Source organism: Nonomuraea maheshkhaliensis, from assembly GCF_039529435.1.
Lineage (GTDB): Bacteria > Actinomycetota > Actinomycetes > Streptosporangiales > Streptosporangiaceae > Nonomuraea > Nonomuraea maheshkhaliensis.
Genome location: NZ_BAAAMU010000007.1, coordinates 71,057 through 96,245 on the forward strand (window position 1 = coordinate 71,057; position 25,189 = coordinate 96,245).

Below are 25,189 nucleotides of genomic sequence, written 5' to 3' on the forward strand. Positions count from 1 at the left end.
CTGTGGGTGGGTAATAAGGAAGGCGTCCATGGGGGGCTCCATTGCGGGCGGGCGGCAGGGAGGTGTGCAGTGACCGATCCGGTCATCGCACAGGATCAGCTTGACGCTGAAGAACTCGGCTGGCAGGAGCGCGCGTTGTGCGCGCAGACTGATCCGGAGGCGTTCTTCCCGGAGAAAGGCGGCTCCACCCGAGAGGCCAAGAAGGTCTGCCGATCGTGTGAGGTCCGTGCCGAGTGCCTGGAATACGCACTCGAGCACGATGAGCGGTTCGGCATCTGGGGTGGGCTGTCCGAGCGGGAGCGCAGACGGATCAAGCGTCAGGCCGTTTAGGCCGAATGAGAGATCCGGTGCGGGCCGCCACTGCGGCGTGGGTCGCGGACGGCAGTCCGACGTGCGGTTTCTTATCGTTATATAGGGGGGAAGGGGTCACGCGGTCCGCCGTGTGACCCTTTTCGCATCTCCTGACAGCCGCGCACCTGTATGGTGGGGCCGCTGATCATCCCCCCAGGAGTCACCCACCCATGGCACGTCCCTACGTCACCGTGATCGTCGTCGCCCATGACGGCGCGCGCTGGCTCGGGGAGACGCTGCGCGCCCTGGTCAACCAGAGCCGCAGACCGGACCGCGTGGCCGGCGTCGACAACGGCAGCAGGGACGGTTCGGCCGACCTGCTGGCCCAGACGCTCGGGCGCGGCAACCTGATCTCCCTGCCCCGCTCCACCGGTTTCGGCGAGTCGGTCGCCACGGCGCTGGAGAAACTCCCGTCCGCCGGACGGGACGAATGGATCTGGCTGCTGCACGACGACTGCGCCCCCGACAGGCGCGCGCTGGAGCTGCTGCTCACCGCGGCGGAGCAGGATCCCAAGGCCGCCGTGCTCGGCCCGAAGTTACGCGACTGGCTCGACCGCAGGCGGCTGCTGGAGATCGGCGTCACCGTGGGCCGTACGGGACGCAGGGACACGGGGCTGGAGCCGCGCGAGTTCGACCAGGGGCAGCACGACGGCACCCGCGAGGTGCTGTCGGTGTCCACGGCGGGGATGTTGATCAGGCGCGACGTGTGGGAGAAGGCCGGCGGCCTCGACCCGTTCTTCCCGATCTTCCGTGACGACCTCGACCTGTGCTGGCGGGTGCGCAACGCCGGGCACAAGGTGCTGATCGTGACGTCCGCGGTGGCCTGGCACGCCGAGGCGGCGGCCCGCAGGCGGCGGCGCATCACGGTCAGCGGCGACCATCCGCGCCGCCTCGACCGGCGCAACGCGATCTTCGTGGTCATGGCGAACCTGCCGTTCCGCGCGATGCTGTGGGCGCTGCTGCGGAACGTGATCAGCTCCATCGTGCGCACGGTGCTGTTCATCGTGAGCAAACAGCCGGCGAACGCGGTGGACGAGGTCGTGGCCATCTGCTCGATCCTCGTGCATCCGTTCCGGCTGCTGCGGGCGCGCCGGGCCCGCCGTCACGGTCGCAAGAGGGGATATATGCGCATAAAGCGTCTTATGACCCCTCGCGGTGCGGCCTACCGGCGCCTCACCGACATGGTGCAGAGCTTCCTGGCCGGCGAGGCGCCCGTCGACTCCGCCGGCCGGCACCACCACTCCACAGCCCACCCAACCGGCGCCTCGGGCGAGGAGCAGGACGTCGTCCCGCCGCCCGGCACCGGCGCCTTCCAGCGCTTCATCGGCCGGCCCGGCGTCATCCTCATGTTCGCGCTGACCGTCGTCTCGCTGATCGCCGAACGCTCGCTCCTCGGCGGCGAACGGCTCGGCGGCGGCGCCCTCGTGCCGGTGACCGGCGGCGCGGGCGACCTGTGGGCCTTCTACACCGAGGGCTACCACGACGTCGGGCTCGGCTCCACCGCCTGGGCGCCGCCGTACGTGGCCGTGCTGGCCGCCCTGTCCACGCTCGCGCTCGGCAAGACCTGGCTGGCCGTGTCGGTGCTGCTGCTGGGCTCGGTGCCGCTGGCCGGGGCGACGGCGTACCTGGCCACGCGGCACATCGTCCCCGCGGTGCCGGCCCGGGCCTGGGCGGCGGGGACGTACGCGCTGCTGCCCGTCGGCACCGGGGCCATCGCGGCGGGGCGGATGGGGACGGCGGTGGTGTTCGTCCTCGTCCCCGTGTACGCCTGGCTCTGCGCCCGGCTGCTGTCCGGCGAGCCGCGACCGGCCAGGCGGGCCGCGTGGGGTCTTGGCCTGCTGCTGGCCGTCGGGACGGCGTTCGTGCCCCTCGTGTATCCGCTCTTCGCGGTCCTCGGCGTGCTCGGCGCGGTCGCGTTCCGCGGGGTCCGCGGCCGGTCGCGTTCCGCCGGCCGGGATGACGCGCCGGGCAGCGCGCGAGGTGGCGTGCAGGGTGGTACGCGAGGTGATGCGCGGGGTGGCGCGCGGAGTGACCCGCGGGACGGCGTGCGGGGCGGGGTCGCCGGGTCGATGGGCATCGCGCTCGCCGTGCCGCCCCTGCTCCTGCTGCCCTGGCTCATGGACCTGCTGGGCGAACCCTGGCGACTGCTCCTCGAGGCCGGCTTGCACGATCCGGCCCTGGTGGACCCGTCGTTGCCCGCCGCGTCCCTGCTGGCGATCAGCCCGGGCGGGCCGGGGCTGCCGCCGTTCTGGGTGAGCGCGGGGCTGGTGGTGGCGGCGCTGGCCGCGCCGCTCATGCGCCGCCAGCGCACGATCGTCGCCGTCGGCTGGGGCATCGCGCTCTACGGCGTGCTGGCGGGCGTCCTGGTCAGCCGGGTCACCGTCGAAGGCGCGCGGGCCTGGCCAGGGGTGCCGCTGGCGTTCGCGGGCGCGGGGCTGGTGGTGCTGGTCGGGCTGACGGCCCACCGGCTCACCGAGCTGCGCGCGGGCGGCGGGCTGCGGCGGCTGGGGGCGACTGCGGTGGTGGCGGTGGCGTTCAGCACGCCGCTGCTGGCCGCCGGTTACTGGATGGCTGGTGGCGTACGCGGGCCGCTGCTCGGCGACGCGCCCGACGTGATGCCGGCGCTGGCCGCCGCCCGTACCACGCAGGGGGAAAGGACCCTGGTGATCAAGGGCTCCGCGTTCACGGTGCTGCACGGGCGCATCCCGCTGATCGGTGAGGCGGAGCTGCCGGTCGATCCCCAGGCCCGCGCCCGGGTGGGCGCGGCGGCGGAAGGGCTGGTCGGGGGCCGCGGCGGCGACGCGGCCACGCTGGCCCAGCAGGGCATCGGCATGGTGGCGCTGGCGCCGCCGGTCTCCTTCGAGCTGGCCGGGACCCTCGACTCGCAGCCGTCGCTGCAGCGCCTGAGCCTGTCGGAGTCGGGCGGCCTGTGGCGGCTGGCGGAGCCGGTCACCCGCGTGCCCGCCCAGCCGGTGAACGTCCTGCACGTGCCGCTGCTGTGGGCGCAGGGGGCGTTCCTGCTGGTGGTGCTGCTGATGGCGGCTCCAGGCCGGCAGCGGCAGGAGACGGTTGAGCCCGCGGGCGTGGCACTGGCGGGCGCCTGATGCCGGGCGGAGGTGGCACCGGCCGGCGCGGGACGCCGGGCGGAGGTGGCGCGATGAGGGCCTTCGTGGAGCACAGGGCCGGGCTGCCGGTGCTGGTCGTCGTGTCTTTGATCGCCCTGTACGGCGTCGCGTACGTCACCACCCCCGCCCCGATCCCGCCCTCGCCATCGGCCCCGAGGAAGGTGCCCGTGGAGTCGGTCACCACCGTCTGTCCGGGCGCGAAGGGCGAACGGGCCGGCGTCTACCTGCCGGGAACGGTCAACGGCGAGACCATGGAGGACGCGAAGCCGTTCGTGACCAAGGGGCCCGCCGGTCTCGAGGCCGGCTACCTCACCCGCGTCACGAAGGGCGCGGGCCGCGGCCTGGCGGGCGTCCGCTGCACGGAGCCGTCCGCCGCCACCTGGTTGGTCGGGCCCGGCCCCGCGAACGCCGAGGTACGACTGCACCTCACCAACGCCGACAAGGCGCCCGCGCTGGCGGACGTGCAGGTCTACGCGGCGGAGGGCCCGATCTCGGGTGACGCGGGCGTCGGGCTGGAGATCGCGCCGGGCGAGCACAGGGAGATCGACCTCAAGACGCTGGCCCCGTCCGCCGACATCATGGCTCTGAGCGTCACCACCGTCTTCGGCCGCGTGGCCGTGGCCGCCAGGACCACGCTGGAGACGGGCGGCGTGGACTGGCTCCCGCCCGCGGCCCCGCCGGCCACGCGCGTGGTCGTGCCCGGCATTCCCGGGGGCGGCGGCCTGCGCCGTCTGCTCGTCGCCACGCCCGGAGAAAGCGACGCGACCGTGCAGGTCAGGGCGGTGAGCGAGGACGCCGAGTTCGCGATGCGCGGCAAGGAGTCGCTGGACGTGCCGGCCGGCGGCGTGGTCGCCCTCGACGTCACCACCGGCATCGCCGGCACCGCGTCCGCCCTCGTCCTGACCTCGTCCGCGCCGATCGTGGCCGGGCTGGTGATCACCGGCACGGGCGCGCGTTCTGACGTCGCCTTCACGGCGGGGACGCCGTCCCTGGAGCTGGGCAGCGCCGTCGCCCGCAACGGCGCCGGCGCCGAACTCCTCCTCACCGCCGTCGGCGGCCCCGGCTCGGTGCGGGTCCAGGTGGTGCAGGGGGAGGGAGCGGAGCAGGAACCGTTCGACGTGAAGATGGCGGCGGGACGGACGCGGGCGGTGAAGCTCAAGGCCAAGGGGGACTTCGCGGTCGTGGTCACGCCGGTGTCGGGGGAGGTCTACGGCGGGCGGGTGGTGCGCGAACGCCTGAAGTCGGGCGTCCTGCTGACGGCGCAGCCGCTGGCTCCCGCACGGATGTGGACGATGCTCCGACCGCTGACGGACACCCCCCGCGTGGTGCTCCCCTGAGCACCAGGACTCTGGCGGGACAGGCCCCGCGTGCTGCTGTCCTGAGCGCCGACCCTCGTCGGGCCGCTCGGCGCTGCGGCCCCTTGAGCGCCGACCTCTCGGGCACCTCCCTGAACGCCGGCCCCGGACGGGGTCGCTCAGCGGCGGTCGTCGTAGCCCGGGTCGACCGTCTCGGGGGCCAGGCCCAGCAGCGTGGCGACCTGTTCCACCACCGTGTCGTGGACCATCGCCCCCAGCGTGTCCCGATCGCGCGCCCTGGCCTCCAGCGGCCGCCGGTAGATCACGACGGACGCGGGCGACTGCCCGGCCGCGGCGTCGGCCCGGCCGAACGGGATCGGGTCGGAGCCGAGCCGGGGCCCGTCGCCCAGCTCGCTCAGCGGCGGCACCTCCTCCACCGCGAACTCCACCGCCGCGAGCTGTTTCTCCCAGCGCGGCCTGAGCCGGTCGACCGCGTCGAGCACCAGGTCGTCGAAGCGCTCGCTGCGCGACTTCGCGATGGGGACATGGGAGGGAGCGAGCGGGCCGCGCAGGCCGCGACCATGGCGATCGCGCCGTCTGGGCCCGCGCTTCTGAGTCACGTCAGCCAGTGTACGGGGCGCGTCCCCCGCGCACCGGGAGCACGTACGGGTTGCGCCCGGGCGGCTCCGATGCGGGTTCTTGGCCAAGGAAGGGGAGGCAGGAGAGGTTGGCCATGAGGGCAGGTGGGGAAGCCGGGGAGGGAAGTGCGGGGGAAGGGGCGTTTTCTTCGGGGCATGTGGGTGGAAAACCTGCGACAGGTGTCCGAATTGTGGCGACACGCTCGTTAAGAGCGCTCAGGTAGTGGCGCCTCGCACTCTTACCAGATACGGTCCCTCCGTGAGCCCCGTCCGCCGCTGTTCCCGCACCGCCTGCAGCCAGCCTGCCGTCTTCACGCTCACGTACGTGTACGCCGACTCGACCGCTGTTCTGGGCCCCCTGGCGACGTACGCGGAGCCACATTGTTATGACCTGTGCGCCGAACATGCCGAGCGGCTGACCGCTCCCCGCGGCTGGGAGGTGGTACGGCTGCCGACGGACGGCGCCTCGCCCAGTTCCGACGACCTCGAAGCGCTGGCCAACGCGGTCAGGGAGGCCGCGCGGCCGACGCCGTCAGGCGGCGGTGAGCCGGTCGGTCAGGGCGTCGAGGTCGGCCGTCGCGGGCACCTGCGCGTTCTGAGATCGGCCCAGCAGCACCGTGACCGGTAGGCTCCCTGTGTAAGGCGGAACCGACCTAGGGCGGAGCTGGAGAGTGGGCGACCTCGCCAAGATCTTCAAAGCGTACGACGTTCGCGGAGTGGTGCCCGACGAGCTGGACGAGCCGGCCGCCGAGGCCGTGGGCGCGGCGTTCGTCGAGGTGACGGGTGCCGGATCGGTCGTGGTCGCGCACGACATGCGCGAGTCGTCACCCCCGCTGGCCGAGGCGTTCATCCGCGGCGCCCGTTCGCGCGGCGCCGACGTCGTGCACGCCGGGCTGGGCTCGACCGACCTGCTCTACTACGCCAGCGGCAGCCTCGGGCTGCCCGGCGTGATGTTCACCGCCAGCCACAACCCGGCCCGCTACAACGGCATGAAGATGTGCCGGTCGGGCGCGGTGCCGATCGGCGGCGACTCGGGCCTGACCGAGATCCGCGACCGGGCGGCCGAGCTGGTCGGGGCCACGTTCGCGCCGGGCGGCTCGGTGATCGGCAAAGACCTGCTGGCGGGCTACGCCGATCATCTGCGCGCGCTGGTCGACCTGCGCGGCATCAGGCCGCTGAAGGTCGTCGTCGACGCGGGCAACGGCATGGGCGGGCACACGGTGCCGGCGGTGTTCGGCGGGCTGCCGATCGAGCTGACCCCGCTCTACTTCGAGCTCGACGGGAGCTTCCCCAACCACGAGGCCAATCCGCTGGAGCCGCAGAACCTGGTGGATCTGCAGCGCGCGGTGGTCGAGCAGGGCGCCGACCTGGGGCTGGCCTTCGACGGCGACGCCGATCGGTGCTGGGTGATCGACGAGCGCGGCGAGTCGGTCTCGCCCTCGGCGATCACCGCGCTGGTGGCGGCGCGCGAGCTGGCCAAGCATCCCGGGGCGACGATCATTCACAATCTGATCACGTCGCTCGGCGTGCCGGAGATCGTGCGCGAGCACGGCGGCGTCCCGGTGCGCACGCGGGTCGGACACTCGTTCATCAAGGCCGAGATGGCGCGCACCGGCGCCGTCTTCGGCGGCGAGCACTCCGCCCACTACTACTTCAGGGATTTCTGGTACGCCGACTCCGGCCTGCTGGCCGCGATGCACGTGCTGGCCGCGGTGGGCGAGCAGGACAGCCCGCTGTCGGAGGTGGTCGGGGCCTACTCGCGCTACCACGCCTCGGGCGAGGTCAACAGCGCGGTTTCCGACCAGGCGGAGGCGCTGAGGCGGGTGCGCGAGGAGTTCGCGGGGCGCGGGGAGTTCGACGAGCTCGACGGGCTGACCGTGACCGGCTCCGGCTGGTGGTTCAACCTGCGCGCCTCCAACACCGAGCCGCTGCTCAGGCTCAACGCCGAGGCGGCCGACGAGACGAAGATGACGGCGATCAGGGACGAGGTCCTCGCCATTGTGGGAAAGGTGTCAGAGTGAAGATCGACGACTGGCTGCTGGAGATCCTGGCCTGCCCGGCGTGCAAGGCGCCGCTGCGTGCCGAGACCGAGGCGGAAGAGCTGGCCTGCACCGGATGCGGGCTGATCTACCCGGTCAGGGATGACATCCCGGTTCTGCTCGTCGACGAGGCCAGGAAGCCGTGACCTGGGAGCCGGAGCGGCTCGACGACCAGCGTCATCTCAGCGAGGGCGATCCCTCGGGCATGCTGCCGGCGGTGGCCGGCGCGGCGGCCCACGTACGCACCGGCTATCGCAGCGCCGTCGAGGCCCGCGTCGACCGCCTGGCCGGCCAGGGGCGCCCCCGCGCCATCGTGGTCGCGGGCATGGGCGGCTCCGGCATCGCCGGCGACATGCTGGCGGCGGTGGCGGGCAACGGCGCCCCGCTGCCGATCGTGACCCTGCGCTCCTACCAGCTCCCCGGCTGGGTGGGCGCGACCGACCTGGTCATCGCCGTCTCCGGCTCGGGCGACACCGAGGAGACGCTGTCCGTCGCCACCCAGGCCGTGCGGCGCGGCTGCACGCTGCTCGGCGTGGGCGCTCCGGGCTCTCCGCTTGAGGCCATCGCCACCCAGGCGTCGGCCGTCTACGTCCCGGTGCCGGTCAGCGGCCAGTCCAGGGCCAACCTGTGGCTGCTGGCCGTGCCGCTGATCGTGGCCGCCGCCGAGCTGCGGCTGGTGACGGCGGAGCCCGAGCTGTTCGAACGGGTGGCCGCGGCGCTTGAGGACATGGCGAACCGGTGCCGGCCGGCCAGCGAGTCGTTCATCAACCCGGGCAAGTCGCTGGCGATGGACCTGGCCGAGTCCGTACCGATGATCTGGGGCTCGTCGCCGTCCGCGGCCGTCGCGGCGCACCGGCTGGCCGGCCAGCTCAACGCGAACGCGAAATATCCCGCGATGCACGGCGAGCTGCCCGAGGCCGGCCACCTCCAGGTCGCGGCTCTCGACGGGCCGGTGGCCGAGCGCGACATCTTCGCCGACGTCTCCGGCCGCACGCTGCGGCTGGTGATCCTGCGCGACGTCGAGGAGCATCCCCAGGTGACGCGGCGGCGCGAGGCGTCGCTCAGGCTGGCGCGCGAGCGCGGGGTGCCGGTCACCGAGCTCGTGGCCGAGGGCGTGCACCCGCTGGAGCGGATGGCCACGCTCATCGGGCTCGGCGATTACGCCAGCACCTATCTGGCACTGGGTTATGCCATCGATCCCACCTCTGTGTCGGCGATCACTGAACTCAAGGCCCGAATTTCGCAATAGGATCCCCTATCAGGCCTTTGCAGTTGATCTTTATGAGTGGAGCAGATCGGTGAGCGCGAGCGGCGGAACGAAAGCGATCATTGCGGCGTTGTCCGCGAACTTGGCCATCGCCGTGGCCAAGTTCGTGGCCGCGTTCTTCACCGGATCGTCCTCGATGCTGGCGGAGGGCATCCACTCGGTCGCCGACTCGGGCAACCAGGTGTTGCTGCTGGTCGGCGGTAAGAGAGCGGCCAGGGCCAGCACCAGGGAGCATCCGTTCGGATACGGGCGCGAGCGTTACTTCTACGCCTTCGTGGTGGCCGTCGTGCTGTTCACGATCGGCGCCGCGTTCTCGATTTACGAGGGCGTGCACAAGCTCTCCGATCCGCATCCGGTGGACGCGCCGCTCTGGGCGTTCGGCGTGCTGATCTTCGCGATCATCGCCGAGGCGTTCTCGTTCCGTACGGCGATCAAGGAATCGAACGCCGTGCGCGGCAAGCAGTCCTGGGTCTCCTTCATCCGCCGCTCCAAGTCGCCCGAACTGCCCGTCATCGTGCTCGAAGACCTGGGCGCGCTGCTCGGCCTGGTCTTCGCCCTGTTCGGCGTGGCGATGGCGGTCATCACCGGCGACGGGCGCTGGGACGGCGTCGGCACCCTGATGATCGGCGTGCTGCTGGCCGTGATCGCGATCGTGCTGGCCGTCGAGATGAAGTCGCTGCTCGTCGGCGAGGGCGCCGCGCCGGAGATGGAGACCCGCATCCGCACCGCACTGGAGGGCGCGCCCGAGGTGGCGCGGGTCATCCACATGCGCACGCTGCACCTGGGGCCCGAGGAGCTGCTGGTGGCGGCGAAGATCGCGGTCGAGCACAACGACACGGCGGCGGAGGTCGCCCACGGCATCGACGAGGCGGAGCGCCGCATCAGGGACGCCGTGCCGATCGCCCGCGTGATCTACCTGGAGCCCGACCTGGACCGCCAGAGCTCCGCCAATGCCCCCACCTCCGCCTGACCCCATCTGAAGCCTCGGCCTGACCCCATCAGAGCCTCCGCCTGATCTCATCCGAGCCTCGGCCTGATCGGGCCGAGGCTCCGGGCGGGCCTCTCCGTCCGGTGCCTCGCGGCCTGCTCACCGGTGGCGGAGCAGGCGCAGGGCCTTCTCCTTCTCGAAGTCCAGCGCCCTGCGCGGCACCTGGATGCGCCCGATGCGCACCCCCAGGTCGCGTACGGCCGCCGCCACCGCCGGGTCGCTCAGCACCCGCAGCGCGAACGCCAGCTCGGCCGGCGAGACGTCGAACCGCTTCTCCAGCTCCACTCCCTGGGCCACGGCGGACAGCTCGTCGGGCCCGAACCGGCGATGGGCCCCCTGCTCCCGCACCGGCGGCAACAGGCCGAGAGCCTCCCGGTATCGGAGCATTCGGGGGGACATGCCGAGTCGCTTGGCCGCTTCCGTGATGCGCATTCTTACATTCTTACGTCAGATTCTGCCCGCCTGGGGTGCGACCGCGTACGAGGGCCGCCTAAACTCGTCGGCGACAACATCAGTGACGCGAGGGGAAACCCGATGGACTTCAAGGTCGCCGACCTTTCACTTGCCGACTTCGGCCGCAAGGAGATCCGGCTCGCCGAGCACGAGATGCCCGGCCTCATGGCGGTCCGCAAGGAATACGCGGCCTCCCAGCCCCTCCGCGGCGCGAAGATCATGGGCTCCCTGCACATGACCATCCAGACCGCCGTCCTCATCGAGACGCTGGTGGCGCTCGGCGCCGAGGTGCGCTGGGTGAGCTGCAACATCTTCTCCACCCAGGACCACGCCGCCGCCGCCGTCGTCGTCGGCCCCGACGGCACCGTCGACGACCCGAAGGGCGTGCCCGTCTTCGCCTGGAAGGGCGAGACGCTGGAGGAGTACTGGTGGTGCACCGAGCAGGCGCTGACCTGGCCTGACGGCGACGCCCCCAACATGATCCTCGACGACGGCGGCGACGCCACGCTGCTGGTGCACAAGGGCGCCGAGTACGAGAAGGCCGGCGCCGTGCCGCCCGCCACCGCCGACGACCCGGAGGAGTGGCACGTCATCATCGACCTGCTCACCCGCACGGTCGGCGCCGACAAGCGGTGGACCAGGATCGCCGAGAGCATCAAGGGCGTCACCGAGGAGACCACGACCGGCGTGCACCGTCTCTACGAGATGCACAAGAACGGCCAGCTCCTCTTCCCGGCGATCAACGTCAACGACTCGGTCACCAAGTCGAAGTTCGACAACAAGTACGGCTGCCGCCACTCCGTCATCGACGGCCTCAACCGCGCCACCGACGTGCTGATCGGCGGCAAGGTGGCCGTGGTCTGCGGCTACGGCGACGTCGGCAAGGGCTGCGCCGACGCGCTGCGCGGCCAGGGCGCCCGCGTCATCGTCACGGAGATCGACCCGATCTGCGCGCTCCAGGCGGCCATGGACGGCTTCCAGGTGACCACGCTGGAGGAGGTCGTCGGCATCGCCGACATCTTCGTCACCGCCACCGGCAACTTCAACATCATCACCGCCGCGCACATGGCGCAGATGAAGCACCAGGCGATCGTCTCCAACATCGGCCACTTCGACAACGAGATCGACATGGCCGGCCTGGCCAAGCTGCCCGGCATCGTCAGGAACACGATCAAGCCGCAGGTCGACGAGTGGGTCTTCGCCGACGGCCACTCGATCATCGTGCTGGCCGAGGGCCGCCTGATGAACCTGGGCTGCGCGACGGGCCACCCCAGCTTCGTCATGTCCAACTCGTTCACCAACCAGGTGATCGCCCAGATCGAGCTGTTCACGAAGACGGCCGAATACCCGCTCGGCGTCTACACGCTGCCCAAGCACCTGGACGAGAAGGTGGCCCGCCTGCACCTTGACGCCCTGGGCGTGAAGCTCACCGAGCTGACCAAGGAGCAGGCCTCCTACATCGGCGTCCACGTCGAGGGCCCCTACAAGTCCGACCACTACCGGTACTGACCCGACGGCTCTCGGTCCCGGGGAAAACGCAGGCTCCGGGAGAGTCGTCTCTCCCGGAGCTCTCCGTTTTCCATGTCCCTCGTGAAGGCTGGTCATGGATCTCAGTGCAAGTGGGGAGCGGCAGATCTCCTGGGCCGCTCGTTCGATGCCGGTGCTCACGGCGATCGGTGAGCGGTTCGCGCTCGAACGGCCGCTCGACGGGCTGAAGATCGCGGCCTGCCTGCATGTCACGGCCGAGACCGCCGTGCTGATGGGGGCACTGAAGGCGGGAGGCGCGCAGATCGCGCTGGCCGCGTCGAACCCGCTGTCCACGCAGGACGACGTCGCCGAGGCGTTGCGGAGCTACGGGATCGCGGTGCACGCGCGGGCCGGGGTGGATCGGGCGGCCTACTACCGGCACATCCACCAGGCGCTCGACCTCGCGCCCGATCTCGTGCTCGACGACGGGTGCGACTTGGTCAACATCCTGCACACCGAGCGCACCGACCTGCTCGAAGGCGTGAGCGGCGGCTGCGAGGAGACCACGACCGGGATCATCCGGCTGCGGCAGATGGCCGCCGAGGACGCGCTGCGCTTCCCCGTGGTGGCCGTCAACGACACCCGCACCAAGCGCATGTTCGACAACCGCTACGGCACCGGTCAGTCCACGCTGGACGGCATCATGCGGGCCACCAACACCATGCTGGCGGGCCGGACCGTGGTGGTGGCCGGGTTCGGCTTCTGCGGGCGCGGGGTGGCCGAGCGGGCGAAGGGCTTCGGCGCCCGGGTGATCGTGACCGAGATCGACGCGGTCAAGGCGCTCGACGCCACCCTGCAAGGCTACGAGGTGCGGCCGATGGCGCAGGCCGCGCTGATCGGCGACCTGTTCGTCACCGTGACGGGCAACCGCGACGTGATCAGGGCCGAACACCTGGCGGCGATGAAGGACGGCGCGATCCTGGCCAACGCGGGACACTTCGACGTGGAGATCGACGTGCGGGCGCTGGACGAGCTGGCCTCCGAGGTGCACCGGGGCGTGCGCCCCAACACCGACGAATACGTCATGCCCGACGGCCGCCGCCTCCTGCTGCTGGCCGAGGGCCGCCTGGTCAACCTCACCGCGGCCGAGGGGCATCCGGCGGCCGTCATGGACATGTCGTTCTCCGCCCAGGCCCTGGCCGTGGCCTGGCTGGCCGGCGAGCGGGCCGGGCTCGCGCCGGGGGTGTACGACGTGCCGGAGGAGATCGACCACGAGGTGGCCAGGCTCAAGCTGGCCGCGGCCGGCATCGGCATCGACGTGCTCAACCCCGAGCAGGAGGACTATCTGCACTCCTGGCGCGTCGGCTCCTGAACGCGAGCGCAGGCCAAAACCGGCTGAACGTGAACGAGGTGTCCGCGGCAGGGGGCTGCCGCGGACACCTCGCCCGGTCCTACCAGACGACCCGGTCGACGGTGTCGTTCAGCGGGACCGGCTCCTCCAGGTGCTGGCCGGGGAACAGCGGGCGGGTGCGGCCGCCCTGCTCGTCGATCAGCAGGGCGACGCCTGCCGTGCGGTTCACCCAGGACGAGACGTTGTCGGCGGCGGTGGGGCCGCCGTGCCCGGGCATGGGCAGCCAGCGCAGGTCGATGGCGTAGCCGGCGCCGATGCCGTACGCGGGGCCGGAGAAGCCGTAGTCGCGGTAGAGGCACAGCGTGGCGGGCGGGCACGGCTCGCCGTCGCCGAGCTGGACCACGCCCGGCGGCAGCGGCGCGGCGGCGGCGGGCGGCGCGCCGGGCAGGGCGGTGACGCCGGCGAGAGCCACGGTGGCGGCCGTGACGGTCAGGGCGCGGGCGAGTGCGGTGCTCAGGGACGGCAAGATGCCTCCTCGGGAGGGCGGTTCGATGCTGACGCCCCACACTCTCGTACACGCACAGCGACGATATAACTACTCAGAGTGATGCATTGCCGTGGCTCTCAGGTGACGGACGACCCACCGCCATGACCTGCGGAAACGTTGTAGGCTCCGGGTTTCACAGCGCCCGCTGCAGCTCCTGCATGCGGCGGATCTCCGCCGCCTGGGTGACGCTGACGTCGCTCGCCAGCTCCTCGATCCGGATGTGCTTCCCGCCGCCCAGCACCTGCTCGGACATCTTGATCGCCCCGAGGTGGTGGTTGATCATGAGCTGCAGGAACATCCGGTCGAAGTCCTTGCCCGTGGCCGCCTTGAGCGCCTCCATCTGCTCCGGCGTGGCCATCCCCGGCATGCCCTCGTGCGCCGCGTGATGCTCGGGCACCTTCTGCTCCTGCTCCCGCAGCCACGAGGTCATGAACTGGATCTCCGGGCCCTGCGCGGCCTTGATGCGGTCGGCCAGGCTCTTGAGCTTCGCGGACTCGGCGCGGCTGGGGGCCAGCAGGGCCATGTCCATGGCCTGCCGGTGGTGCACGATCATGTCCTGGACGTACGTGATGTCCGCCGCGTTGGGCGTCTCGGAGGGTACGGCGGTGGCGGCCTCGCTGGGGGAGAGCGTTCTGGCCTGCTCGCCCGGACGGCCCGGCGCGATCACAGGGGCGGTCGAGCCGGCCTGTGGAGCCTGGGGCGCCGTACTGGAGGTGCAGCCGGTGAGGACGACGAGCAGGCTCGCGAACACGATGAGCGCAGCGCGCACCCAACCTCCTGACTGACTCGGTTCAGAATGCGCACTCTAGGTGATAAAGGCTCCGAAGAAAAGAGGGCGAACCGTGACAAAAATTGACACGTTGGACGCTGGTCACGGAAGCGAAGAAAGGTGAGGATTACCTAGATTTATGCCCCCTTTATCGGAGGTTCCCGCGTGTTCACCCCCCGCAGGGCTCTCATCCTGCTCGCGGCGCTCGCCGCGATGTCCGGCGTCATCGCGCCGGCGCAGGCTGCGGACATCCCGGCTCCCGGCGAGATCGTCATGAGCCCCAACATCAAGCATGTCACCAATGTGCCCAAGCCCGAGGCCCTGGCCGACATCCACACGGACATGGCCTTCCAGGGCGACTACGCCTACGTGGGCAACTACTACGGCTTCTCGATCTACGACATCAGGAACCCCAAGCGAACGTCCCTGGTCAGCTCGGTGATCTGCCCCGGCGGCCAGATGGACGTGTCGGTGTACGGCAACCTGCTGTTCGGGTCCGTCGACTCCTCGCGCAACAACGACTCGTGCAGCAGCACCGGGCAGAGCGCCACGATCAAGGAATCGTGGGAGGGCATCCGCATCTTCGACGTCTCGAACAAGGCCAACCCGACGTACGTCAAGGCGGTCGAGACGAACTGCGGCTCGCACACGCACACGCTCGTGCCCGACCGCAGGCGGCAGAACGTCTACATCTACATCTCCTCCTACAGCCCGAGCGCCACGTACCCGGACTGCCAGCCGCCGCACGACCTCATCACGATCGTGAAGGTCCCGCTGCGCAACCCGGCGGCGGCCTCGGTCATCGCCACGCCGAACCTCTTCCCCGACGGCGGCTTCCCCGGCGTGCCGGGCCAGTACCCCGACGGCAAGTCGGCCACCACGGGCTGCCACGACATCACGGCCTACCCGGAGAAGGGCATCGCCGCGGGCGCCTGCATGGGTGAGGGCGTGCTGCTCGACATCCGCGACCCGGAGCGGCCCAGGGTCACCGCCACCGTGCGCGACGAGACGAACTTCGCCTTCTGGCACTCGGCGACGTTCAACAACGAAGGCACGAAGGTCATCTTCACCGACGAGCTCGGCGGCGGCACCAGGGCCACCTGCAACGAGGCCATCGGGTCCGTCAAGGGCGCGAACGCCTACTACGACCTGGTCAACGGGCAGTTCGTGTTCAAGGGCTACTTCAAGATCCCGCGGCACCAGGCCGACACCGAGAACTGCGTGGCCCACAACGGCTCGCTGATCCCGGTCAAGGGCCGCGACATCATGGTGCAGGCGTGGTACCAGGGCGGCATCTCGGTGGTCGACTTCACCGACTCCACGCACCCGCAGGAGATCGCCTACTTCGAGCGCGGCCCCGACAACACCGCGCCGGCCCTCAGCGGCGGCTTCTGGTCCGCCTACTACTACAACGGCTACATCTACGGCTCCGACTTCAACCTCGGCCTCGATGTGCTGAAGCTCAACGACTGGCGTACGAACAAGGCCAACGGCGTCAAGATGCGCTCGCTGAACGCTCAGACGCAGGAGTCGTACCCCGAACGGGGCCACGGCCACCACTGACAGGCCTCGGTGGCGGGGGCGCCGGCAAGGAGCCCCCGCCGCTCAGGCTTTTCCCGACCCGCCATCGCGAGTTCCGCAGTTCCCGAGTTATGTGATCAAGGAGGCTCCCGAGTGTTCCCATTGCGCCGCTCCATCGTCGTGGCGGCGGCGGCCACAGCGTTAGCGCTGGCGGGCATGCCCGCGTCGGCCGCCGACATCCCGCCCCCTGACGCCGTGGTCACCAGCCCGAACGTGACCCACGTGCTGAACATCCCCAAGCCGGCCCCGATCGCCGCCACCATCAACACCGACATCGCCTTCCAGGGCGACTACGCCTACGTCGGCAACTACGGCGGCTTCTCGATCTACGACATCAGGAACCCCAAGCGGGCCAAGGCCGTCAGCTCGGTCGTCTGCCCCGGCTCCCAGATGGACGTCAGCGTCTACGGCAACCTGCTGTTCACCGCCGTCGACTCCTCGCGCAACAACGACTCGTGCAGCAGCACCGGGCAGAGCGCCACGATCAAGGAATCGTGGGAGGGCGTCCGCATCTTCGACGTCTCCGACAAGGCGAACCCGCGCTACATCAAGTCCGTCGAGACCAACTGCGGCTCCCACACCCTGACCCTGGTGCCGGGCAAGGGCCGCGACAAGAACAAGAACGTCTACCTCTACGTCTCGTCGTACCTGCCGCAGGCGGACTTCCCCGACTGCCAGCCGCCGCACGACAAGATCTCGATCATCAAGGTGCCGCTGCGGAACCCGACCGAGGCCGCGGTGGCCTCCACCCCGGTCGTCTTCCCCGACGGCGGCAACGAGACCCAGCCGGGCCTGCTGGTGCCGACCACCGGCTGCCACGACATCACCGTCTACGCCGAGAAGGACATCGCGGCGGGCGCGTGCATGGGTGACGGCGTGCTGTTCGACATCCGCGACCGGCTGAACCCGAGGGTCACGGCCAGGACCACGGACCCGAACTTCGCGTTCTGGCACTCGGCCACGTTCACGAACGACGCCAGGAAGGTCGTCTTCACCGACGAGCTCGGCGGCGGCGGAGCGGCCACCTGCAACGAGGCGACGGGGCCGAACCGCGGCGCGGACGCGATCTACGAGATCGTCCGCGGCAAGCTCGTGTTCAAGAGCTACTTCAAGATCCCGAGGTACCAGGCCGACAGCGAGAACTGTGTCGCGCACAACGGCTCCCTGATCCCGGTCAAGGGCCGCGACATCATGGTTCAGGCCTGGTACATGGGCGGGCTGTCGATCTGGGACTTCACCGACGCCTCGCGGCCGAGGGAGATCGGCTACTTCGAGCGCGGTCCCCGCTCGGACGGCAGCGGCGGCGGCATCTGGTCCGCCTACTACTACAACGGTTACATCTACGGCGCCGACTTCAACGAGGGGCTCGACGTCATCAAGATCGACGACCGGCTCACCGACGGCGCCAGGCACGTTCGTACCGACAGGTTGAACGTCCAGACGCAGGAGTCGTTCCCCGGCGGTGGCCACGGCGGAGGTCACGGCGGCTGGTGAGGTGACGGCTCGTCCGCCCTCTGACCGCGCTCACTGAGGCGGTGCGAACCCGCCCGGAGTCGCCCTCGGCGGCTCCGGTGCGGGTGCGGGCGACGCCGGCCGCGGCGGGGGATAGCCGGCGGGCGGCCCCTGCGGCGAAGGCGCCTGAAGCCCGTACGGCCCGGAGGGCGGCGCGTACGGCCCTGGCCCGTACGGCGCGGAAGGCGCGTACGGTCCTGGAGGAGGGCTCTGGGGCGGCGGGGCGGTGCCCATCCGCTGTGCGAAGCGCACCTGCTCCCTGCGCCGCCGCTCGGCGAGCACGGCGCTCAGGTACGCGTGCGGCGGCACCCCGGCCGGCGCGGACGGCGAGACGAACGCCGCCACCTGGGTCGCGATCCGCACCCCCATCTCGTGCTGGACCTGCGGCGACAGCTGGTGCCATCGCGCCAGGTATTGCCTGGCGGCCTGCGCGGCGTCGTCCGGCAGTTGGGAGAGCTCCAGCGAGGTGGCCCAGTGGGCCAGCGCCGGCGGCATCGCGATGACCTGGCCCGACTCGCGCGGCGCCCGGTCGGAGATCACGATGGTGCCGGCGAACACGTCGCCGAGCCGCTTGCCCCGCTGTGAGACCAGCGACGCGATCAGCGCCGGCGCCCCGGCCAGCAGCCAGAACTCCAGCATCCCGGCCAGCCCGCGGAACAGCGCCTGACGGAAGCGCACGGGGCTGCCGTCGTCGCCGACCACCCGCAGCCCGAGCGCCAGCTTGCCGAGGCTGCGTCCCCTGGACAGGGTCTCGAAGATCACCGGATAGCCGACCAGGACCAGCACCGTCAGCAGGATCATGACGGCGGCGTACATGGCGAAGTCGGTGACCCCCGCGAACGCGCCTAAGATCGCGTTGATCGCGACCAGGATGACGAACTGCGTGGCCAGATCGATGATGATCGCCAGCGCGCGGGAGGGCATCTGGGCCACCCGCACCTCGACGACGACCGCGTCGCCGGTCACAACCTCTGACATATGTGGAGCCTAACGGCTCTGCCCCGGTGATTGAGCGGCCAGAATGTTCGGGTGGACATCGATGCGTTCGTCACAGCACACCGCCCCGTGTGGGATCGGCTCGACCACCTGGTCAAGAACCGCTCCTCGCTGACCGGCGACGAGGTGGACGAACTGGTCGAGCTCTACCAGCGGGTGTCCACGCACCTGTCCATCGTCCGCTCCGCCGCCGAGGACCCGATGGTGGTCGCCCGGCTGTCCGCGCTGGTGGCCAGGGCCAGGTCCGCGGTCACCGGGGCCCACACCCCGGCCTGGCGGGAGCTGGTGCGCTTCTTCACCGTGTCGTTCCCCGTGGTGGCCTACCGGGCGCGGTGGTGGTGGCTGGCCAGCGCGCTGGCCTTCCTCGCGGTCTCGTTCGCGATGGGCGCGTGGGTGGCGGCCAACCCCGACGTCCAGGCGACGATCGCCAGCCCCGACGAGATCACCCAGCTGGTCAACGAGGACTTCGCCGACTACTACTCCGAGCACCCGGCCGCCTCCTTCGCCAACCGCGTCTGGATCAACAACGCCTGGGTCTCGGCCCAGATGATCATGTACTCGGTGGTGCTCGGGTTGCCGATCCCGTTCGCGCTCTACTCCAACGCCGCGAACGTCGCCGTCTCCGGCGGGCTGATGGCCTCCAGGGACAAGCTGGACATCTTCTTCGGCCTGATCCTGCCGCACGGGCTTCTTGAGCTGACCGCCGTCTTCCTGGCCGCCGCCGTGGGCCTGCGCCTCGGCTGGACGGTCGTCGACCCCGGGCCGCGCAGGCGGGTCGAGGCGCTGGCGGAGAACGGCAGGGCGGTGATGAGCGTGGCGCTGGGGCTGGTGGTGGTGCTGTTCGTGTCGGGGCTGATCGAGGCGTTCGTGACCCCCTCGGGGCTGCCCACGTGGGCGCGCGTGGGCATCGGGGTGCTCGCCGAGGCGGTCTTCCTCACGTACGTGATCGTCTTCGGGCGGCGAGCGCTGCGGCAGAACGAGACCGGCGACATCGAACGCGCCCCCGACGTCGCCCCATCGGCCGGATAGGGCCGGCTCAGAGGCGGCCGGCCGCCTTCAGCGCCAGATAGGCGTCCGCCCGCGCCGGCGCGATCTCCTCCGGCGGCGCGTCCACGACCTCCACGCCGTGCCGCCGCAGCCTGGCCGTGATCCGCCTGCGTCCGAGCTGGGCCTGCTCGGCCGCCGCCGCGTCGTACACCTCCTCGACCGACCCCCTGCGGCCCGCCATGGCCGCCACCCGCGGATCGGACACGCCGGCCACCAGCACCAGGTGCCGCGCGGACAGCTGCGCCAGCACCGGCATGAGCCCCTCGTCCATGGCCGCCGAGTTGAGGTCGGTGAGCAGCACGACCAGGCAGCGCCGCTTGGCCCGCGACAGGATGGCCGCCACCATGCCCTGCGCGTCGGCCTCGATCAGCTCCGCCTCGATCGGCGCCATCGCGTTGACCAGCATCGACAGCAGCTCGGTGCGTGACGCGCCGCTCACCCAGGCGCGCACGGCGCGGTCGTAGGCGAGGAAGTCGACCTGGTCGCCGGCCCTGGCCGCCAGCGCGGCCAGCAGCAGCGCCGCGTCCATCGACCAGTCCAGGCGCGGCCAGCCGGGCGCGGGCCGGGAATCGGGGGGTGCGAGCAGGCCGGTGTTCGCCTCCGCCCCCGCCATGGGGACGGGCGCGTCGCCCACCCGGCCCGCCGAGGTGCGGCCGGTGTCGAGCACGATCAGCACGCGGCGGTCGCGTTCGGGACGCCAGGTGCGGACGACGACGTCGTGGCGGCGCGCGGTGGCCCGCCAGTCGATCGAGCGCACGTCATCGCCCACGACGTACTCGCGCAGCGAGTCGAACTCGGTGCCCTGCCCGCGCACCAGCGCCGGATGCTGCCCGTCGAGCTCACGCAGCCTGGCCAGTCTGGACGGCAGGTGCTTGCGCGACAGGAACGGCGGCAGCACCCGTACGGTCCACGGGGCCCGGTGGCTGCCCTGGCGCGCGGCCAGGCCCAGCGGCCCGACGGAGCGCACCGTCACCGCCACGGACGAGCGGTCCCCGCGCCTGGTGGGGGTGAGCGTCACGACGATCCTGCGGCGCTCGCCGCTCAGCACGTCCAGCTCGGCCTCGCGTGGCGCGGCGCCCGCCGACGGCGGCCAGGCGTCCCTGAGCAGGCCGCGTACGCGCCGCTTGCCCGGGTTCTCGACCACCAGCTCCACCGTCGCCTGCCCGCCCAGCCTGACCAGGGTCTCGCCTGAGCGGTGCAGCCGCAGCGGGCGCACGGCCCCGGCGAACGTCAGATCGACCACGATCCCCGAGGCCAGCAGCAGGCACACTCCGGCCAGCGCGGCACCGGGACGCGGCGCGAACAGCACCACGACGATCCCGGCCAGCGCGATCAGCCCGGTACGTCCGGTCAGCGCCATCGGCCCCACCCGCCCTGTCGGCTCGCCCGCTCGGTCAGCTCACTCGCGGGCATCAGCACCGCCGATGCCGTCAGCTCGTTCGCGGGCATCAGCGCGGGACCGGGACCGAGGCGAGAATGCCGTCGAGCAGGCCGTCGGCGGTCGCCCCCTCCAGCTCGGCCTCGGGCCGCAACTGCACCCGGTGCCGCAGCGCCGGCCTGGCCAGCGCCTTCACGTCGTCAGGCGTCACGTACGGCCGCCCGGACAGCCACGCCCACGCCCGCGCCGCGGCCAGCAGTGCCGTGGCGCCGCGCGGCGAGACGCCGAGCTGCAGCGAAGGGGAGCTCCTGGTCGCGCGGGCCACGTCCACGACGTAGCCGAGCACCTCGGGCGCCACCCGAACCTGCGCGACCGCCTCCCGCCCCGCCGCCAGGTCGGCGGCCGTGGCCACGGCCTTGACCTCCGACAGGTCGCGCGGGTCGAAGCCGAGCGCGTGCCGCTCCAGCACCGAGATCTCCTGCTCGCGCGGCGGCAGCGGCACCGTCAGCTTGACCAGGAAACGGTCGAGCTGGGCCTCCGGCAGCTGGTAGGTGCCCTCGTACTCGACCGGGTTCTGCGTCGCGCACACCATGAACGGGTCGGGCAGGAGCCTGGCCGCGCCCTCCACGCTGACCTGCCGCTCCTCCATCGCCTCCAGCAGCGCCGCCTGCGTCTTCGGCGGGGTGCGGTTGATCTCGTCGGCGAGCAGCAGGTTCGTGAACACCGGCCCCTCGCGGAACTCGAACTCCGCCGTGCGCGTGTCGTAGATCAGCGACCCCGTCACGTCACCCGGCATCAGGTCGGGCGTGAACTGCACCCGCTTGAAGTCCAGGGACAGCGCCGCCGCGAGCGTCCGCACCATCAGCGTCTTGGCCACGCCGGGCACACCTTCGAGCAGCACGTGCCCTCCGCACAGCAGCCCGATGACCAGCCCCGTCACCACCGCGTCCTGGCCGACCACGGCCTTCGACACCTCGGCACGCAGCGCGCCCAGCGCCTCCCTGGCCGAGTCGCCCGAGGCCGTCACCCGGTATGCATCCTCAGAGTTCACTCAACTGCCTTTCGATGAGGTCGAGATATCCGGCCAGCGCGACGAGCCCCGCGTCGTCGGGCGGGGGCGGGCCGTAGAGCGCGGTGCCGACCTGGTGGGCGTCCTGTCCGGTACGGGCGGCGATGGCCGCGACGACCTCGTGCTGCCCGGCGTTCGACCCGAGCCCGAGCCTGGGCGCGAGCCGGTCGATCGTGCCCGCCCGCAGCGACGCGGCCGCCCGGCCCCTGGCCCGCCTGGCCCGGTAGAGCCGGCCGCGGCCCTCGACGGTCTCGGCCGCCCTGACCACGACGGGCAGCTTCTCCGTCACCACGGGCCCGAGCCGCCTGCCCCGCCAGAACGCGGCGACGGCCACGGCGATGATCGCCATGTAGATGGCCCAGCGGATGCTCTCCGGCATCAGGTCGTAGATCGACTTGCCGCCCTCGCCGGGCAGGTCCACGGCGGGCGGATGGGCCGGAGCCGTCAGCCACAGGACGCTCTTCCCGGTCTGGAACAGGTTGATCGCCAGCGCCGCGTTGCCGTCCTCGGCCAGGCGCTGGTTGGTCATGAAGCTCCCGTCGCCGACCACGGTGGTGACGCCACCGTCGCCCTGGAAGCGGACGAGCAGATGCCCGTCCTCGACCGGGAAACAGCCGACCGTGCCGGCGGGACCGCGCATCGCCTGGCCGCCGATGTGCACGCTGCCGGCCGCCGCGGCCGCAGGCAGGCCGCATTCGGGCTCGCGGGAACGCGCGCGGTTGTCGCCCGGCTCGGTCCGCAGTCCCGGCGCGACGGTCTCCATGAACGCGAGGGGGCCGACGACGAGGCGGTCACCCGGGATCCTGGCCAGGCGGTGCTCGTCGTACCACGCGAGGTTGGTGATGACCAGCAGCTTGTCACCGGCGGCGGCCTTCTCCTCCGCCGCCTGCGTCGACTCGACCCGCTCGATGGTGACGCCGCGATCGCGCAGGATCTCGGCCAGGGCCCTGGACCCGGCGAGTGAGGTGTCGTCAGGGTCGAGCGGACGGGACTCGCCGCGGCCGGGACCGAGCAGGACGCCGATCACCGCGATGAGCACGACCAGCACACCCAGCAGCACGATCAGGCGGCCGGAGCGCCAGACGGAGCGGGCGGTGGGGGAGGTCGAGGAGGAGCCCCGGCCGTTCGCTCCTGGCGGCGGGGTCGGCGGCGTCGGCGCGGCCGCGGAGCCGGGCGGAGGCGGTGCTCCGGCGTCGGCCGGACGCGCGAAGATGCTCATCCCGCCCCGCCCCCCGTCCCAACGGCGGTCGCGAGCGGGGCCGGGCGGGCCTGGCGCAGGCGGTCGTCGAGGCTCGCCATCCGCTCGTACGCCTCCCGCGTCCCCAGGACCCCGCCATACGTCACGTCGTCGAACGACCGGGCGGCCGTCGCCAGTTCCCCGGCGAAGCCGGGCAGCGACCACGCCGCCTCGTTGGCGAGTTCGTGGGCCGTGCGCCCCGGCATGCCGTCCACGATCGCCCGTTCCTCCAGGTCGCGGGCGATGGCCCTCAGCCGCTCCTGGACCGCCTCCGTCCACGCGCCCTCGGCGGCCAGCCTCTCGGCCTCCCGCCGGTGGTCGGCCGCGTTCATCGTCCGGCCGCCGAACAGCCCGCTCGTGCCGGGCGCCCGCCGCCGGGCGGTCCTGCGCAGCCGCCAGGTGATCAGCGTCATCACCCCGAGCAGGATCGTCACGATCAGCGCCGCGGCGATGATCCCGCCCGCCGAGCCGCCCCCGCCGACCGCGTCGACGAGGTCGCCGAGGAACTGCGTCACCCGCCGGTGGATCAGGTCGAACAGCGATTCGTGCTCGTAGGCGGGATCGAGGAGCTCCCGCGCGGCCCTGCCCGCGGCCTCCCCCCTGTCGACCGGGTTCACGACCCGGCGGAGTTGGACGGGTGCCAGAGCTCGTCGGCCGAGGCGTGCACCCAGCCCTGGCGTTGCTGCTCGACCGCGGCCGTCTGCAGCACGAGGTCGAACGCCTCACTGCGCATGCGCCGGTCGGCGTACAGCAGGCCGGAGACGCCGGCCTCGAACGGGTAGGTGAACATCGACCCGAGCGTGGCGCCGATCGTGATCAGCACCGCTGAGACCACGGTGGTGGCCGCCGAGCCGGCGCCGAACATGCCGAACATCGTGCCGGCCAGCGTGAACGGCACCGTCAGGATGCTCGCCACGAGGCCCACGAGCAGGGACGTGAGCAGCAGGATGCCGAAGCACCGCCAGAAGTCGCCGCTGACCAGGTGCCACGAGCGGCGCATGGCGTCGAGCGGCCCCCTGCCCTCCAGCACCACGGCGGGGGAGGCGAGGGCGAAGCGGGTCCTGAAGTACAGGTAGTAGGCGAGGTAGACGATGACGAACAGGATCGACACCAGGGCGATCCAGCCGGCGTCGGAGCTGGAGGCGTTGGCCGCGAGCGCCACGATGAGCCCGACGAAGACGATCAGCGGCACCAGCATGATGACGGCCATCAGTCCCACCACGCCGAACAGCGCGGGCACCCGGCCTTTGACCAGCTGCCACGCCTCGCCGGCGGTGATGTTGCCGCCGAAGACGGCCCGGCCGAGTATGCGGGTCAGCACGCCGGTCAGCAGCGTCACCACGACGAACTGGATGGCGTACGAGATGATCGAGCCGATGTATTGCCCGGCGACGCCGTAGATGGTGGTGAGCTCGCTCTCGGCGGTGCTCACGCTGCTGGGGTCGGACAGCATGCCGCTCATGGAGTTGAGCACGAACACCTGGCCGATGGCCAGCGGCACGGCGGCGAGCAGGGCGGCCACGGCCGACAGCCCGAGCACGGCCTTGGGGTTGGACCTGATCAGCTTGATCGTGCCGTCGAGGATGTCGCCGAGGCCGAGCGGGCGCAGCGGGATGATCCCCGGCCGCAGCGCCGGCGCATGGGGGCCGTAGCCGGGGGCCGGATGCGGGCCCCAGCCCTGCGGGGGCTGCTGGTGCGGATAGTTCGGATGGGGCGGATGAGGCGGATAGGGTGTCTGGGGTCCGAGCGCGTCGGGCCGCTGATGCGGCGGCGTGTCCCCGTACGGCTGCCCGTAGGGCACCTGCTGCTGCGGCTGCGCGCCGGGCGCGGTCCACGGCGAGGCCGGCGGGGCGCTGTAGGGCGGGGGCTGTTCGGCCGACCAGCCTGATGGCGTCCCGGGCGTGGGACCGTGACCGTCTGACATATCCCAATCCTGGCACGCTGGGCGGGGCATTGGTGTCGCGGGAAGGATTCGCGATGTCATCTTGACGGCATTCACCGACGAATCCGGGCAAGGTTCGCGTCCGGGGATGGCCGAAAGTCGCTGTGTTACCGCAGACTGAGATTGCGGTCGCGGGG

General features: G+C 71.5%; 23 protein-coding genes. 13 read left to right on the forward strand and 10 right to left on the reverse strand.

Translation table 11 applies throughout. From position 1 onward, the window contains the following. Positions 1 to 69 precede the first annotated feature (69 nt). The 3 genes from ABFX54_RS07190 (at position 70) to ABFX54_RS07200 (ending at position 4,813) form a co-directional block, all read left to right on the forward strand. Positions 70 to 330 carry a WhiB family transcriptional regulator gene (locus ABFX54_RS07190; protein WP_020546325.1) on the forward strand — a complete coding sequence of 87 codons (261 nt, stop codon included), beginning with the start codon at positions 70 to 72 and terminating at the stop codon, positions 328 to 330. A 191-nt stretch (positions 331 to 521) separates the two neighbouring features. Continuing rightward, a complete protein-coding gene (locus ABFX54_RS07195) occupies positions 522 to 3,455 on the forward strand; it encodes a glycosyltransferase (RefSeq protein WP_346102489.1) in 2,934 nt (977 codons plus the stop codon). Positions 3,456 to 3,508: 53 nt separating this feature from the next. Beyond that, positions 3,509 to 4,813, forward strand: a complete 1,305-nt coding sequence (locus ABFX54_RS07200; protein WP_346102491.1) for a DUF5719 family protein — start codon at positions 3,509 to 3,511, stop codon at positions 4,811 to 4,813. Positions 4,814 to 4,950: 137 nt separating this feature from the next. Here the strand turns inward: ABFX54_RS07200 and ABFX54_RS07205 are convergent, their stop codons facing one another. Continuing rightward, on the reverse strand, positions 4,951 to 5,391 hold the full coding sequence (locus ABFX54_RS07205) for a metallopeptidase family protein (protein ID WP_428834504.1): 441 nt from the start codon (positions 5,389 to 5,391) through the stop codon (positions 4,951 to 4,953). Positions 5,392 to 5,668: 277 nt separating this feature from the next. Here ABFX54_RS07205 and ABFX54_RS07210 point away from each other — a divergent pair, with 277 nt between their 5' ends. The 5 genes from ABFX54_RS07210 to ABFX54_RS07230 are packed head-to-tail and all read left to right on the forward strand — an operon-like array spanning position 5,669 to position 9,685. Continuing rightward, a complete protein-coding gene (locus tag ABFX54_RS07210) occupies positions 5,669 to 6,037 on the forward strand; it encodes a DUF3499 domain-containing protein (protein WP_106236645.1) in 369 nt (122 codons plus the stop codon). Between the two features lie 43 nt (positions 6,038 to 6,080). Further along, complete coding sequence (locus ABFX54_RS07215) at positions 6,081 to 7,430, forward strand: phosphomannomutase/phosphoglucomutase (protein WP_346102493.1); 1,350 nt, start codon at positions 6,081 to 6,083, stop codon at positions 7,428 to 7,430. After that, the gene (locus ABFX54_RS07220; RefSeq protein WP_106236648.1) at positions 7,427 to 7,594 is read left to right on the forward strand and encodes a Trm112 family protein; all 168 of its coding nucleotides are present in this window, start codon (positions 7,427 to 7,429) and stop codon (positions 7,592 to 7,594) included. Before ABFX54_RS07215 ends, ABFX54_RS07220 begins: the two co-directional genes overlap by 4 nt. After that, complete coding sequence (locus ABFX54_RS07225) at positions 7,591 to 8,697, forward strand: SIS domain-containing protein (RefSeq protein WP_346102495.1); 1,107 nt, start codon at positions 7,591 to 7,593, stop codon at positions 8,695 to 8,697. The genes ABFX54_RS07220 and ABFX54_RS07225 overlap by 4 nt, the downstream gene beginning before the upstream one ends. 49 nt (positions 8,698 to 8,746) lie before the next feature. Continuing rightward, positions 8,747 to 9,685, forward strand: coding sequence for a cation diffusion facilitator family transporter (locus ABFX54_RS07230; RefSeq protein ID WP_346102497.1), 939 nt, complete (start codon positions 8,747 to 8,749; stop codon positions 9,683 to 9,685). 117 nt (positions 9,686 to 9,802) lie between these two features. Here ABFX54_RS07230 and ABFX54_RS07235 read toward each other — a convergent pair whose 3' ends face one another. Then, entirely contained in the window at positions 9,803 to 10,135 is a 333-nt protein-coding gene (locus ABFX54_RS07235) for a MerR family DNA-binding transcriptional regulator (protein ID WP_106236653.1), read from the reverse strand. 102 nt (positions 10,136 to 10,237) lie between these two features. On the opposite strand from ABFX54_RS07235, the gene ahcY reads away from it, so the two are divergent. Both ahcY and ABFX54_RS07245 read left to right on the forward strand, forming a co-directional pair. Beyond that, positions 10,238 to 11,665, forward strand: a complete 1,428-nt coding sequence (gene ahcY / locus ABFX54_RS07240; RefSeq protein ID WP_346102499.1) for an adenosylhomocysteinase — start codon at positions 10,238 to 10,240, stop codon at positions 11,663 to 11,665. 94 nt (positions 11,666 to 11,759) lie between these two features. Next, positions 11,760 to 12,995 (forward strand): adenosylhomocysteinase, encoded by a 1,236-nt coding sequence (locus ABFX54_RS07245; protein WP_346102501.1) that lies wholly within the window; start codon positions 11,760 to 11,762, stop codon positions 12,993 to 12,995. A gap of 79 nt (positions 12,996 to 13,074) precedes the next feature. Here ABFX54_RS07245 and ABFX54_RS07250 read toward each other — a convergent pair whose 3' ends face one another. Together ABFX54_RS07250 and ABFX54_RS07255 are read right to left on the reverse strand one after the other, a co-directional pair. Next, on the reverse strand, positions 13,075 to 13,500 hold the full coding sequence (locus tag ABFX54_RS07250; RefSeq protein WP_346102503.1) for a peptidase inhibitor family I36 protein: 426 nt from the start codon (positions 13,498 to 13,500) through the stop codon (positions 13,075 to 13,077). Positions 13,501 to 13,654: 154 nt separating this feature from the next. Further along, positions 13,655 to 14,290, reverse strand: coding sequence for a DUF305 domain-containing protein (locus ABFX54_RS07255; protein WP_346102505.1), 636 nt, complete (start codon positions 14,288 to 14,290; stop codon positions 13,655 to 13,657). Between the two features lie 165 nt (positions 14,291 to 14,455). On the opposite strand from ABFX54_RS07255, the gene ABFX54_RS07260 reads away from it, so the two are divergent. Further along, positions 14,456 to 15,853 carry an LVIVD repeat-containing protein gene (locus ABFX54_RS07260; protein WP_346102507.1) on the forward strand — a complete coding sequence of 466 codons (1,398 nt, stop codon included), beginning with the start codon at positions 14,456 to 14,458 and terminating at the stop codon, positions 15,851 to 15,853. 111 nt (positions 15,854 to 15,964) lie between these two features. Next, on the forward strand, positions 15,965 to 17,365 hold the full coding sequence (locus tag ABFX54_RS07265) for an LVIVD repeat-containing protein (protein ID WP_346102509.1): 1,401 nt from the start codon (positions 15,965 to 15,967) through the stop codon (positions 17,363 to 17,365). 30 nt (positions 17,366 to 17,395) lie between these two features. On the opposite strand, the gene ABFX54_RS07270 is transcribed toward ABFX54_RS07265, so the two are convergent. Continuing rightward, positions 17,396 to 18,361: an RDD family protein gene (locus tag ABFX54_RS07270; protein WP_346102511.1), complete on the reverse strand. Its 966-nt coding sequence runs from the start codon at positions 18,359 to 18,361 to the stop codon at positions 17,396 to 17,398. Positions 18,362 to 18,412: 51 nt separating this feature from the next. Between ABFX54_RS07270 and ABFX54_RS07275 the strand changes: the two genes are divergently transcribed. Next, positions 18,413 to 19,408, forward strand: a complete 996-nt coding sequence (locus tag ABFX54_RS07275; RefSeq protein WP_346102513.1) for a stage II sporulation protein M — start codon at positions 18,413 to 18,415, stop codon at positions 19,406 to 19,408. A gap of 7 nt (positions 19,409 to 19,415) precedes the next feature. Here the strand turns inward: ABFX54_RS07275 and ABFX54_RS07280 are convergent, their stop codons facing one another. The 5 genes from ABFX54_RS07280 to ABFX54_RS07300 all read right to left on the reverse strand — a co-directional run bounded on the left by ABFX54_RS07280 (position 19,416) and on the right by ABFX54_RS07300 (position 25,034). Continuing rightward, complete coding sequence (locus ABFX54_RS07280; protein WP_346102515.1) at positions 19,416 to 20,786, reverse strand: DUF58 domain-containing protein; 1,371 nt, start codon at positions 20,784 to 20,786, stop codon at positions 19,416 to 19,418. 88 nt (positions 20,787 to 20,874) lie between these two features. Next, on the reverse strand, positions 20,875 to 21,855 hold the full coding sequence (locus ABFX54_RS07285; RefSeq protein ID WP_346102517.1) for an AAA family ATPase: 981 nt from the start codon (positions 21,853 to 21,855) through the stop codon (positions 20,875 to 20,877). After that, positions 21,845 to 23,092: a DUF4350 domain-containing protein gene (locus ABFX54_RS07290; RefSeq protein ID WP_346102519.1), complete on the reverse strand. Its 1,248-nt coding sequence runs from the start codon at positions 23,090 to 23,092 to the stop codon at positions 21,845 to 21,847. The genes ABFX54_RS07285 and ABFX54_RS07290 overlap by 11 nt, the downstream gene beginning before the upstream one ends. Continuing rightward, the gene (locus ABFX54_RS07295) at positions 23,089 to 23,727 is read right to left on the reverse strand and encodes a DUF4129 domain-containing protein (RefSeq protein WP_346102521.1); all 639 of its coding nucleotides are present in this window, start codon (positions 23,725 to 23,727) and stop codon (positions 23,089 to 23,091) included. Before ABFX54_RS07295 ends, ABFX54_RS07290 begins: the two co-directional genes overlap by 4 nt. Beyond that, positions 23,724 to 25,034, reverse strand: coding sequence for a DUF7847 domain-containing protein (locus ABFX54_RS07300; RefSeq protein ID WP_346102523.1), 1,311 nt, complete (start codon positions 25,032 to 25,034; stop codon positions 23,724 to 23,726). Before ABFX54_RS07300 ends, ABFX54_RS07295 begins: the two co-directional genes overlap by 4 nt. Positions 25,035 to 25,189: the final 155 nt, after the last annotated feature.

What these genes read in the sequence shown, in the direction of transcription:
- ABFX54_RS07195 (WP_346102489.1), top strand. Translation starts at nt 522, where the DNA reads ATGGCACGTCCCTACGTCACCGTGATCGTCGTCGCCCATGACGGCGCG.
- ABFX54_RS07200 (WP_346102491.1), top strand. Translation starts at nt 3,509, where the DNA reads ATGAGGGCCTTCGTGGAGCACAGGGCCGGGCTGCCGGTGCTGGTCGTC.
- ABFX54_RS07235 (WP_106236653.1), bottom strand. Translation starts at nt 10,135, where the DNA reads ATGCGCATCACGGAAGCGGCCAAGCGACTCGGCATGTCCCCCCGAATG.
- ahcY (WP_346102499.1), top strand. Translation starts at nt 10,238, where the DNA reads ATGGACTTCAAGGTCGCCGACCTTTCACTTGCCGACTTCGGCCGCAAG.
- ABFX54_RS07245 (WP_346102501.1), top strand. Translation starts at nt 11,760, where the DNA reads ATGGATCTCAGTGCAAGTGGGGAGCGGCAGATCTCCTGGGCCGCTCGT.
- ABFX54_RS07270 (WP_346102511.1), bottom strand. Translation starts at nt 18,361, where the DNA reads ATGTCAGAGGTTGTGACCGGCGACGCGGTCGTCGTCGAGGTGCGGGTG.
- ABFX54_RS07280 (WP_346102515.1), bottom strand. Translation starts at nt 20,786, where the DNA reads ATGGCGCTGACCGGACGTACCGGGCTGATCGCGCTGGCCGGGATCGTC.
- ABFX54_RS07290 (WP_346102519.1), bottom strand. Translation starts at nt 23,092, where the DNA reads ATGAGCATCTTCGCGCGTCCGGCCGACGCCGGAGCACCGCCTCCGCCC.
- ABFX54_RS07300 (WP_346102523.1), bottom strand. Translation starts at nt 25,034, where the DNA reads ATGTCAGACGGTCACGGTCCCACGCCCGGGACGCCATCAGGCTGGTCG.